The organism is Chryseobacterium sp. KCF3-3 (assembly GCF_045865955.1).
Lineage (GTDB): Bacteria > Bacteroidota > Bacteroidia > Flavobacteriales > Weeksellaceae > Chryseobacterium.
The window spans coordinates 3,715,962-3,728,545 of record NZ_AP035792.1 but is presented as its reverse complement, the minus strand read 5'-3'; the positions used below and the strand labels follow the sequence as shown (position 1 = coordinate 3,728,545).

Sequence of the window (12,584 nt, the reverse complement as noted above, 5' to 3'; positions counted from 1 at the left end):
ATCTTTGATTTTCTTGCGTTCTTGAAAAGAATATATATATCATTATCATTTTGCGCCTTTGCGTTTTCCAACAGACTTTTTTCTGATCTTTTATTTTATTAGAAAAACGCAAAGACGCAAAAGAAATTTATAAACTTTACGCTTTAAGGCGCTAAGATTTTATCTCCGATAAAATTTTATGCAGCATACTTTCACTAGTTGGAAATATACCTTAAAACTGATTTGGAGTAAGTCCTTTTATTTTTAAACCATTAAGAGTTTTTAAGTGGTGAAGAATTATTAAGGAATTCGCAAGCGAATTTTAAATCGAATTTTAAAGCTTGACGGCTAAAAAAATCACAGATTTTCTTAACTTCCCTTCAAGTCTTTATTTCCTTAATGGTTCAATTTATCAATCATCAAATTCAAAGAGCGGAATTACAATCCAGCCATTAAGAATTGATCTGGAATAATTCTTCTATTTTAAACTCATTATTTATTCCTATTTTACTTGCTGAAAATCTTTGATTTTCTTGCGTTCTTGAAAAGAATATATATATCATTATCATTTTGCGCCTTTGCGTTTTCCAACAGACTTTTTTCTGATCTTTTATTTTATTAGAAAAACGCAAAGACGCAAAAGAAATTTATAAACTTTATGTTGTAAGGCGCTAAGATTTTATCTCCGATAAAATTTTATGCAGCATACTTTCAAAAGTTGAAAATATACCTTAAAACTAATTGGGAGTAAGTCCTTTTATTTTTAAACCATTAAGAGTTTTTAAGTGGTGAAGAATTATTAAGGAATTCGCAAGCGAATTTTAAAGCTTTACGGCTAAAAAAATCACAGATTTTCTTAACTTCCCTTCAAGTCTTTATTTCCCTTAATGGTTCAATTTATCAATCATCAAATTCAAAGAGCGGAATTACAATCAAGCCATTAAGAATTGATCTGGAATAATTCTTCTATTTTAAACTCATTATTAATTCCTATTTCAATTGCTGAAAATCTTTGATTTTCTTGCGTCTTGAAATAAGATGAATCATTATTATTTTGCGCCTTGGCGTTTTCCAACAGGTTTTTTCTGATATTTTATTAGAAAAAACGCAAAGACGCAAAAGAAATTTATAAACTTTATGTTGTAAGGCGCTAAGATTTTATCTCCGATAAAATTTTATGCAGCATACTTTCAAAAGTTGAAAATATACCTTAAAACTAATTGGGAGTAAGTCCTTTTATTTTTAAACCATTAAGAGTTTTTAAGTGGTGAAGAATTATTAAGGAATTCGCAAGCGAATTTTAAAGCTTTACGGCTAAAAAAATCACAGATTTTCTTAACTTCCCTTCAAGTCTTTATTTTCCTTAATGGTTCAATTTATCAATCATCAAATTCAAAGAGCGGAATTACAATCCAGCCATCAAGATCACTTAAGCAATTAAGATTTATTAAAGATTAAGGTTCACAACGAAAAGACAGCAGGCTAAAAATTATTTTTAGAACTTCTACTGATATTGCCTAAGTTTTGATGACCTTAATGGCTTAGATTCTAACCCAATAATTTATTTTTCAGTTTATTGAACTGATATTCTATTTTATCCAGGCAAAGATTTCCGATACTTCCCTGGTGGGTATGTTCAAGATTTCCAGGCTCAAATTCAAACTCGTTGTTTTCAATTTCCTGCCCCACTTTTACATAAGCATCACGGAATGAACTTCCGTTTTTCACTTCTTCATTGATCTTTTCTACACTGAAAAGATATTTATACTTTTCATCTTCCAGAATTCCGTCTTTTACCTGAATATTGGGTAAAGTATAGCTTAAGATTTCCAGACATTCCTTTAAAGAATCTATTGCCGGGAAAAGTATCTCTTTCGTCAACTGTACATCTCTGTGATAACCGGAAGGCAGATTACTTGTCAAAAGAATCAATTCGTTGGGAAGTGACTGGATTCTGTTGCATCGTGCACGAACCAACTCAAAGATATCCGGATTCTTTTTATGAGGCATAATGCTGCTCCCTGTGGTAAATTCCTTTGGAAAGCTAATAAAGTCAAAATTCTGACTTAAATACAGGCAAACATCATAAGCAAATTTTCCAAGCGTTCCTGCTAAAGTAGCCATTGCCATTGACAGCATTTTTTCCGACTTTCCACGGGTCATCTGAGCATATACCGAATTATAATTCATCGACTGAAAGCCTAGATTATAAGTGGTACTTTCACGATTGATTGGAAAAGATGAACCATAACCAGCCGCCGATCCTAATGGATTTTTATTAATGATATTCTTTACGGAAAACAGCATTTCCACATCATCCAAAAGCGCTTCGGCATAAGCTCCAAACCACAATCCAAATGATGAAGGCATCGCAATCTGCAAATGGGTATATCCCGGAAGCAGAACGTTTTTATGCTGATCTGCCAGTTGAATTAAAATCTGAAAAAATTCGTCTGTAAGCGCTGTAATTTCACGGATTTCATCCAATAAGTACAATTTTATATCCAATAAAACCTGATCATTTCGTGATCTTGCTGTATGGATTTTCTTTCCTGTATCGCCTAATTCTTCAATGAGAATGGCTTCTACCTGAGAATGGATATCCTCAGCATCTTTATCAATTTCAAAACTACCTTCTTCAATTTTATTTAAAATACTGTTCAAGACAGATAACATCTGTTCTGATTCTTCCTTTGTAATAATTCCGGTTTCTGCCAGCATTTTGCAATGGGCCATAGAACCTTTTACGTCATATTTCGCTAAACGTTCGTCAAAGTCAAGGTCTTTACCGACTGTAAAGCTATTGACTAATATATTGGTGGCAAGGTCATCCTTCTGCCATATTTTTTTCATATTCTTTGATTTAAAATACTGATGGGTTTTGACAAGCCCGGCAAGGCAATCCTTATTACTATTAACTATAAAAAAACATTTCCTTATGTAAAGCCTTCATTTCTAATTTTCTTTTTGCATAAATCTTATTAAAAACTAAACTTATAGTGCCTGCCGGGCGGAGTCAAAACATATATTGGGCTGAAAGCCTGAGGCTGGAAGCCGGAAGCTAATAACATACTGCAATAACTTCCCTCTTCCTACACTCATCTTCCATTTTTATAACACTTTTTCTAAAATTCTGATGTAAATTTCTATTCCTTCTTCTATTTCATGGATATAGATAAATTCATCTGCAGTATGAGAGCGCCTACTGTCTCCAGGTCCCATTTTTACCGATGTACATGGAATGATCGCCTGATCTGAAGAGGTTGGTGAACCGTAGGTGGTTCTTCCGATTTCAATTCCTGCTTTTACAAACGGATGATCCATTTCGATTTTGGAGGAATTCAGTCTGAAAGATCTGGCCGTTAACGTAGATTTCATCTGAGACTGAATGATATCAAACGCTTCCTGATTGGAATATTCGTCTGTTACCCTTACATCCAGTGTAAAATTGCACGACTCAGGAACAACATTATGCTGTACCCCTGCATGAATTCCGGATAAAGTAACCTTAACTTCTCCCAGATATTCTGAAACCTTTGGAAATTTAAAGTCTAAAATATTCTGCAGATCCTGCATACATTTTACAATCGAGTTATCATCATTAGGATGAGCGGCATGAGAAGGAGTACCTTTCATTTCTCCATCAATTACAAGAAGTCCTTTTTCTGCAATCGCCAGATTCATCTGCGTGGGTTCTCCTACAATAGCGAGTTCTACGTTGGGTAGCTGCGGAAACAAAGCTTCTATTCCATCAAACCCTGAAATCTCCTCCTCTGCCGTCAAAGCAATAACTAAATTATATTTTAAATCTTCTTTATCATAAAAATGCAAAAAAACCTGTGCCATAGAAACCAAAGAAGCTCCTGCGTCATTACTTCCCAATCCGAACAGTTTCCCCTCTTTTTCTACAGGAATGAACGGATCCAGCGTGTAAGCTTTGTTAGGCTTTACGGTATCATGATGGGTATTCAGTAAAATGGAAGGTTTAAAAACATCAAAATGCTTATTTACCGCCCAGATATTGTTTTTAAAACGTTTGGTAGGAATCTGGTGTTTTTTGAAAAAATTCTCAATTTCTACCGACGTATTGAACTCATCTTTACTGAATGAAGGAATCTCAATCAAATTTTTAAGCAATCCGACCGCATTATTCAATAGCTCTTCTTTATTATAAACAGATTTCAGTTCCTGCATGATGATTTTCTATATGGTTTTTCAATTCTGTTTCTTTGATCAGAAACACTTTGTCTACATTATTTTTTATGGCTCCCAGAGCATTTTCAAGTTTGGGTAAAATCCCTTTGTGAAGTTTCCCTTCTTCTTTTAATACAGTAAAATCTTCCTCAGTTACACTTTTGATCACCGATTCAGGATTGTTTACATCTTCTAAAACTCCTTCTTTATCAAAACAATACAACAATTCAACTTCATATTTCTCTGAAAGGGCTTGCGCCATCACAGAAGCAATGGTATCCGCATTGGTATTGAAAAGATTTCCTTTTCTATCGTGGGTAATCGCAGAGAACACAGGAACAAGGTCCAGCTTGATGAGTTTTGAAACCAGCTTTCTGTTCACACTTTTCTTATTGATATCTCCTACAAATCCAAAGTCGATTTCAGGATGTTCTCTTTTTTTAGCTTTGATCAGATTTCCGTCCGCTCCTGAGAATCCTATGGCATTGCATTTTTTCTGCTGCAGCTTTTCAACAATATTTTTATTGATTCCTCCCGCATATACCATCGTTACAATATCCAATGTCTCTTTATCCGTAATCCTCCTTCCGTTGATCATTTTCTGTTCGATGCCCAGTTTATCCGCCAGTGTTGTTGCCAGCTTTCCACCGCCATGAACAAGGATCTTTTTTTCCTGAATTTCAGAAAATTGTTCTAAGAATTGGTTTAATAATTCCTCATCATCAATTAAAGCTCCTCCAATTTTTATGATGTATAACTTTTCTTTCATTGTCAACTTTTTGAGATCCTTACCTCTTTCTATCCCTGTCAATTTTTAAAACCTTGACAAGGATTATTTTAGGCTTTTAATTCATCTAAAATTTCACTAAACACTGCCTGTGCAGAGAAAATTCGGTTTTTCGCCTGCTGATAGATGATAGAATGATCTCCATCCATAACCTCATCACTCAGCTCTACATTACGACGAACCGGAAGACAGTGCATTACTTTCGCAGCGTTGGTATTGGCTAATTTTTCATTCGTAAGCATCCAGTCGCCTTTTACTTCAGGCATTGCAGCATAGTCATCAAAAGAAGACCAGTTTTTCACATAGATAAAATCTGCATCTTTCAAGGCTTCATCCTGATCATGGATCACTTTCACATCTTTTGTGAAGTTTTTATCCAAATCATACCCTTCCGGATTGGCAATTACCAATTCCACATCCATTTCCTGCATCCATTCTGCGAAAGAATTTCCAACGGCATGAGCAATAGGTTTGATATGGGGCGCCCAGGTCAATACCACTTTTGGTTTATGGTCTTTTTTCCAGTTTTCTGTAATGGTAATACAGTCTGCTAAGCTTTGCAGTGGGTGGCGTGTAGCAGATTCCAATGAAATCACAGGAACTTTTGCGTGTTTTTCAAACTGGCTTAAGATGCTTTCATTCACATCATCTTCTTTACTCTTCATTCCTGCAAAACAACGTACTGCAATGATATCGCAATATTGATTTAAAACCTCGATTGCATCTTTGATATGCTCTACAGTATCACCATTCATTACCGCTCCATCTGCAAATTCAAGATTCCAGGCTTCCTGTGCGGCATTTAAGGTCAATACATTCAACCCTAGGTTTTGAGCTGCGATCTGACTGCTCAGACGGGTTCTCAAACTTGAGTTTAAAAATACAAGTCCGATTGTTTTCCCCTTTCCTTTTTGCGTTTCAGTAAGAGGATCTGCTTTTATCTGTAAAGCTTTTTTTATGATTTCCTGTAAGTTTTCTACATCACTTACAGAGGTAAATTTTTTCATTTTGAATTGATTTTAAAGATTGTGTTTACACATTTTTGAGAGTTTTAACGCAAGGGCGTTTCACTCAACAATTGACATTTGTTTTGTCATTCTGACGAAGGAAGAATCTTGCGTTGTTATATTGTAAGAGATTCTTCATTTCACTTCGTTACATTCAGAATGACAAACGCAGTACCTTTTTGCTATTTTGCCTTTTACATCTTAAATACTTCCCAACACTGCTTTCAAAGCATTGATGAAAAGATCTGTTTCCTCTTTTTTGATATTCAGCGCCGGAAGAATCCTCAACACTGTTTTATCATTCGAGTTTCCTGTGAAAATATGATGACCGAAAAGGAGTTCTTTCCTTACTTCCGAACAGTCTCTGTCCAGTTCTATTCCGATCATCAATCCTTTCCTTCGGATGGAATTAATATGTGGTAAATCTTTAATTTCATTTTCAATATACTCACCCATCTGTTGAGCATTTTCAAGAAGATTTTCATCTTTCATAACTTCCAGAACAGCAATTGAAGCAGCACAAGCCAGATGATTCCCTCCAAATGTAGTTCCCAGCAAACCGTTGCTTGCCTGGAATTTAGGATGAATCAAAACTCCGCCAACAGGAAATCCGTTCCCCATTCCTTTAGCTGTCGTAATAATATCTGCTTCTACACCAAATTCCTGATGCGCAAAGAAATATCCGCTTCTTCCGTATCCGGACTGAACTTCATCCAAAATAAGAACGGCATCATATTTTTCACACAATTCTTTGATTTTAGATAAAAATTCCGGAGTTGGAATCATAATTCCTCCTACTCCCTGAATTCCTTCGATGATTACGGATGAAATTTCATTCCCAAATTGTTCAAAGGTTTCTTCTAGCTGTTTTACATCATTCCATTCTGATTTGATAAATCTTTCGGAGAAGTTAACCGGAGCAACAATTTTTGGATTATCAGTCACAGAAACCGCTGCAGAAGTTCTTCCATGGAATGAACCTGAGAAATAAAGTACTTTACTTTTTCCGTTATGAAAAGAAGCCAATTTCAATGCATTTTCATTCGCTTCCGCTCCAGAGTTACATAAGAAAAGGTTATAATCTTCATATCCTGAAAGCTTTCCTAATTTCTCTGCCAGTTCAGTCTGTAATTCATTCTGAACAGAGTTAGAATAGAAAGATATTTTTTCCAGCTGATCTTTCAGTTTGTTCTGATAATGCGGGTGATTATGACCAATAGAAATCACAGCATGACCTCCGTAAAAATCAAGATACTGCTCTCCTTTATCATCCCAAAGAAATGATCCCTGAGCTTTTACCGGATTTATGTTGAATAATGGATATACGTTGAATAAATTCATGTCTTTTTATAAGTGATAATTGATAAATAATGAATGATGCTGGATGTGGGATTCGGGTTTCGAGTTCCCATACATCAATCTACTTTCTATATTAGAATGCTATCGGTTTCAGGTTCAATCCTGCATTTTCCTCCCAGTTCATCGCCAGATTCATATTCTGAACAGCCTGTCCCGAAGCACCTTTTAACAAATTGTCAATCGCTGAGTGAATAACGACAACATTTCCACTCTTTTCGATTTGAATCACACAGCGATTGGTATTGACAACCTGCTTTAAATCAACTGCCCTGCTACTTACCGTAACAAAAGGCTCCTCCGCATAAAAATCCTGATACAATTGTTCTATTTCCTCCAACGTCAAATCCGTCTTCATGGTGGAACTTGTAAAAATCCCTCTTGCAAAATCTCCTCTCCATGGAACAAAATTCAGGGTTACTTCTTTATTATTGAATGAAATCAGCTGCTGCAAAATCTCATCAACATGCTGATGAGTTAATGTTTTGTACGCTGAAACATTATCATTTCTCCAGGTAAAATGAGTGGTAGCCTGCAGAGATTGTCCAGCTCCCGTAGAACCTGTAATCCCTGTAGTAAAAACTTCATTTAACACTCCTTTTTCTGCCAATGGCAACAATGCCAATTGAATGGCCGTAGCAAAACATCCCGGGTTCGCGATGCTTTTAGCACCCACCAGTTGGTTTTTATTGACTTCAGGCAATCCGTAGATAAAATCTCTGTTTCCGAAATTTCCTTCCAAACGGAAATCGTTTCCAAGATCAATCACCAATGTTTCATCTTTAACAGGATTCTGAGTTAACCAGTTTTGACTTTCTTTATGCGGAAGACACAGAAAAAGAATATCTACGTCTTCAGGTTTGTCCGTCAAAACCATTTCACAAACCGTCGTTAAATCCGGGTACAGATCCGAAATTCTTGTTCCCGAATTCGAACGACTATATAAAAAACTCAATGTCACATGGGGATGAAAAGCCAGTAAGCGTATCAGCTCACTTCCTGTATAACCGTTGGCACCAATTATTCCTACTGTTTTCTTCATTTTAATTCTGACAGCATTTTGTTCTGCCTTTCATTATATCGTCCCTTCGGAACTAGTTGATATTTTGGTTAATCTGATGGTATATATTTAAAGAATTGCTTACAATCTTAGTATATCCTTTTACATCTTCTCCCGTCCACGCTCTGTTAGCTTCTCCGTAGCTTCCGAATTTATCAGACATCAGATCATGAGCAGATTCAATTCCATTCAAAATAAATCTGTATGGGTGAAGCGTTACAAATACTTTTCCACTCACTGTTTTCTGAGAATCTACTAAGAAAGACTCAATATTTCTCATCACAGGATCTAAGAAAAGTGCCTCATGAAGCCAGTTTCCATACCAATCGGATAACTGAGACTTCATCATTTGCTGATATTTTGAAAGAGTGTGCTTTTCCAATAAATGATGCGCTTTGATAATCACCGATGCCGCTGCTGCTTCAAATCCTACTCGTCCTTTAATTCCAACAATGGTATCTCCTACGTGAATATCACGACCAATTCCATATGCTGAAGCCAATTCTTCTATTTTTTGAATGGCATATACTGAATGTTCAAAGCTTTCTCCATTGACTCCTACCACTTCTCCGTTTTTAAACTCGATCTCCAGTTCTGAAGGCTGAGTTTCTTTAATTTGAGACGGAAAAGCTTCCTCCGGAAGATAATTCCTTGATGTCAATGTTTCTTTTCCTCCTACTGAAGTTCCCCAAAGTCCTTTATTGACAGAATATTGCGCTTTCTGGAATTCCATTTCATAACCATGTTCTTTCAAAAACTCAATTTCCTCTTCACGGGACAAAGCCATATCACGGATGGGTGTAATGATTTCAATATTCGGGCACATCACCTGGAAAATCAGATCAAAACGAACCTGATCATTTCCAGCTCCCGTACTTCCGTGAGCAATAGCATCTGCCTGTACTTCAATAGCATATTTTGCAATTTCCTGCGCCTGAATAGTACGTTCAGCACTTACAGAAAGAGGATAGGTATTGTTTTTCAGTACATTCCCGAAAATCAGATATTTCACACATGAATTATAATAATCTTCCTGAGCGTCAACGCACCTGTATTCTTTTACCCCAAGGTTTAAAGCTTTTCTCTCCAATTCTTTTTCCTCTTCTTTTGAAAAACCTCCGGTATTTACAGTAACTGCATACACCTCATATCCTAGTGTTTCACTAAGATATTTAGCACAGTAGGAAGTATCTAAACCTCCGCTAAACGCTAAGATGACTTTCTTTTTCATCTGGACTCTTTTTATTTTTATTAATTGTCAAATGGAACTCATCAATCGAATTCTGAGCAGAATACTCAAAATCAGCCTGACTCATTTCAAAATATTTACTTTCAGGCAGATTATCTACTACCTCATCTTTTTTTTTATCATTTTCAGGAACAAATAACATGGCTGTACACAGACAGTTTTTGCGTTCCTTCATCATTAAAATCTCATAGTTCACGCAGTTTTTGCAACCATTCCAGAATTCCTCATCCTGAGTCAGTTCAGAATAAATGACCGGCTTATAGCCTAAATCACTATTGATTTTCATTACTGCCAAACCTGTTGTCAAACCAAATACTTTCGCATCCGGATATTTATCTCTAGATAATTGGAAAACTTTCTGCTTAATCTGAGTAGCTACTCCTCCGTTCCTGAATTTCGGTGACACAATCAGCCCCGAATTGGCCACAAACTTCCCATGTGACCAGGTCTCTATATAACAGAAACCTACCCACTCGCCGTTTTCAGTGGCTACCACAGCATTGCCTTCTGAAATCTTCTTACTCAAATATTCTATAGAACGTTTTGCGATACCCGTCCCTCTACGCTGTGCAGAATCGTACATTTCCTGCTGTATTTCACTCACATACATTAGATGTTCGCATGAGGAAATTTCTATTTCCATTTATTTATCTAATTTTTTTGGCAAATTTAAAATATATTTTCTTTTAAATCCAAATAAAAAAGATATTTTTTTTGTTTTAAAATTTTAAGCAGGTAAAATTATCTTTACAGAAAAATATACATTTGCTAATTTATTATATATTTGCTAAAATAATATAGTTATGGAAAACACCTGTCCTAAATGCAAGAGTATCAAAGTAGTAAAAAGCGGTATCATTAATGAGAAACAACGCTTCCACTGCAAAGACTGCAACTATTATTTTACCGTCAAAAAACTGGGAAAACAAATTGATGATTACTATGTCACCAAAGCTCTTCAGCTTTATTTAGAAGGCTTAAGTTACCGTGAAATCGAAAGAATCATCGGAGTTTCCCATGTTACAATAAGCTCATGGATTAAAAAATACAACATCACAAGACCTCCTCATTCAGAATTCCATCCTGTCTATAAAATCCTGAAACAGAGCGAACTCATTGAATACATTGCACAGGAGGAAAACATTAAAAATTCCGGAATTATCATCACCCAGTTTGCAGATAAATACATGCTGATTAAATGGGAAAGATTTAAAAAGTAGTGCATGGTTCGGGGTGCGAGTTACGGGGTACAGGATCCGAGTTATATAATGCGACTATGAAAACATTGCGGGTTACGAGGTTTAAAAATCAAGGGAAAAACATCCTCACAAAATATTGTATATCAAATTATTAAAAATTATAATTTTAAAATATCGAATCCCGAATTACAAAAACCCGAATCCCGAAACCCGAATCCTTCACCCCGAAACTCAAAGCTTCACCAATCATAACTATACTATTACCAATAATATATATTAAATTTTCATAAACAAATTATTAATTACAATTTGGCATTCACAAAAAACAACGCCAAAAATTGATAATTTATGAAGAAATTACTTACATTCATTGGATTAGCCTTAATCAGCAGTTCTGCCTACTCACAAGGCTCTCCTGATTATGGCAATGGCTTAAAAATTAACCTCAACCAAAACGGTGATAAATTCGTCAGATTTATTTTATGGGACCAGTTTTGGCTAAGAAACACTTCCATGAACCCCGGAACTATGGTAGGAGGCGAACCTACCGACAATTCATGGAGCCTGGGAAACAGACGATTACGTGCTTTAACGTATGCTCAAATTTCTAAAAGATACATGATTCTCCTTCATTTCGGAATCAACAATCAGACATTCATTAACGGTGGCGCTTCAGGAACTTCAGGCACAGGCGGTTATGGAAACGGAAAGAAAACCCAGTTATTTTTTCATGATGCCTGGAACGAATACGCAGTTATTTTACCTGGAGAAGCAGGAAAATTCAGTTTAACTTTAGGGGCGGGACTTCATTACTATATGGGACTTTCCCGTATGACTATGGCTTCTACGCTTAATTTCCTCACATTAGATTCTCCTGTTTTTTCATGGCCACTGATTGACAATTCCGACCAGTTTGCAAGACAACTGGGAATGTTTGCTAAAGGAAAATACGGAAAACTGGAGTATCGTTTCAGCTTAAACAAACCTTTCTCCACAGATCTTATTCCTGTGAATGTAACAGATCCTTCAAAAGCTGTAGCCGTAGATAACAACGGAAACCCAAGTTTCTCAAAGGCAGGATATGTTGAATATCAATTCCTTGATGAAGAATCCAATACACTGCCTTTCAAAGTAGGGTCTTATCTGGGGACGAAAAAAGTATTCAATGTAGGAGCCGGTTTTTATCATCAGGCTGATGGAACAAGAACTTCCGTCAATTCAAATATTGAAAAGCATGACATCACTCTTTTCGCAGTAGATGCTTTCGCAGACATTCCTTTGGGAGAAGCGAAAAACAAAATGGCCGTTTCAGCATATGCAGGATATTATAATTACAATTTTGGCCCCAACTATGTAAGAAATCTGGGAACGATGAATATTGGGGCATCAGATCCTAATTTCATCGGCAATAAAGCCATTGCAGGACCAGGAAATCTACAACCGACCATCGGAACAGGTAATATTATCTACGCACAGGCTGGTTTACTATTACCAAGTCAGGCAGAAAAGCCAAAAATCAGAATACAACCTTTTGCCGCTTATACGCACAAAAGTTTTGAGGCTTTCGATAAATCTTCATCACAGTTTGATGTGGGAGCCAACTGGTTCATAGACGGGCATCATGCGAAAATCACAACGCAATATTCAACAAGACCTGTTTATACAAGTCCTACAGAAAGCCCGTCTTCTAAAGGGGAATTTATTGTACAGTTTCAAATCTACCTTTAAAATCTGAACCATTAAGAAGAGTAAA

At 36.2% G+C, this 12,584-nt stretch carries 10 protein-coding genes; 2 read left to right on the top strand and 8 right to left on the bottom strand.

Translation table 11 applies throughout. The features are described 5' to 3' along the window. Window positions 1–1,527: 1,527 nt before the first annotated feature. The 8 genes from argH to ACKTTZ_RS16685 form a co-directional block, all read right to left on the bottom strand. Window positions 1,528–2,832 carry an argininosuccinate lyase gene (gene argH, locus ACKTTZ_RS16720; RefSeq protein WP_407846059.1) on the bottom strand — a complete coding sequence of 435 codons (1,305 nt, stop codon included), beginning with the start codon at window positions 2,830–2,832 and terminating at the stop codon, window positions 1,528–1,530. Between the two features lie 258 nt (window positions 2,833–3,090). Continuing rightward, window positions 3,091–4,173 (bottom strand): M20 family metallo-hydrolase, encoded by a 1,083-nt coding sequence (locus ACKTTZ_RS16715; RefSeq protein WP_407846058.1) that lies wholly within the window; start codon window positions 4,171–4,173, stop codon window positions 3,091–3,093. Continuing rightward, a complete protein-coding gene (gene argB, locus ACKTTZ_RS16710) occupies window positions 4,148–4,942 on the bottom strand; it encodes an acetylglutamate kinase (RefSeq protein WP_034696339.1) in 795 nt (264 codons plus the stop codon). The genes ACKTTZ_RS16715 and argB overlap by 26 nt, the downstream gene beginning before the upstream one ends. A 68-nt stretch (window positions 4,943–5,010) precedes the next feature. Next, window positions 5,011–5,967 carry an N-acetylornithine carbamoyltransferase gene (locus ACKTTZ_RS16705; RefSeq protein ID WP_034696248.1) on the bottom strand — a complete coding sequence of 319 codons (957 nt, stop codon included), beginning with the start codon at window positions 5,965–5,967 and terminating at the stop codon, window positions 5,011–5,013. Between the two features lie 201 nt (window positions 5,968–6,168). Continuing rightward, window positions 6,169–7,308 (bottom strand): aspartate aminotransferase family protein, encoded by a 1,140-nt coding sequence (locus ACKTTZ_RS16700; RefSeq protein WP_253317232.1) that lies wholly within the window; start codon window positions 7,306–7,308, stop codon window positions 6,169–6,171. 91 nt (window positions 7,309–7,399) lie between these two features. Beyond that, the gene (gene argC / locus ACKTTZ_RS16695) at window positions 7,400–8,365 is read right to left on the bottom strand and encodes an N-acetyl-gamma-glutamyl-phosphate reductase (protein ID WP_253317231.1); all 966 of its coding nucleotides are present in this window, start codon (window positions 8,363–8,365) and stop codon (window positions 7,400–7,402) included. A gap of 52 nt (window positions 8,366–8,417) precedes the next feature. Next, window positions 8,418–9,614 carry an argininosuccinate synthase gene (locus ACKTTZ_RS16690; RefSeq protein ID WP_034696251.1) on the bottom strand — a complete coding sequence of 399 codons (1,197 nt, stop codon included), beginning with the start codon at window positions 9,612–9,614 and terminating at the stop codon, window positions 8,418–8,420. Next, window positions 9,586–10,275, bottom strand: a complete 690-nt coding sequence (locus ACKTTZ_RS16685) for a GNAT family N-acetyltransferase (protein WP_034696255.1) — start codon at window positions 10,273–10,275, stop codon at window positions 9,586–9,588. The genes ACKTTZ_RS16690 and ACKTTZ_RS16685 overlap by 29 nt, the downstream gene beginning before the upstream one ends. A 160-nt stretch (window positions 10,276–10,435) precedes the next feature. On the opposite strand from ACKTTZ_RS16685, the gene ACKTTZ_RS16680 reads away from it, so the two are divergent. Continuing rightward, window positions 10,436–10,852 (top strand): helix-turn-helix domain-containing protein, encoded by a 417-nt coding sequence (locus ACKTTZ_RS16680; protein WP_034696257.1) that lies wholly within the window; start codon window positions 10,436–10,438, stop codon window positions 10,850–10,852. A 327-nt stretch (window positions 10,853–11,179) separates the two neighbouring features. Next, window positions 11,180–12,559: a porin gene (locus ACKTTZ_RS16675; RefSeq protein ID WP_253317230.1), complete on the top strand. Its 1,380-nt coding sequence runs from the start codon at window positions 11,180–11,182 to the stop codon at window positions 12,557–12,559. Window positions 12,560–12,584: the final 25 nt, after the last annotated feature.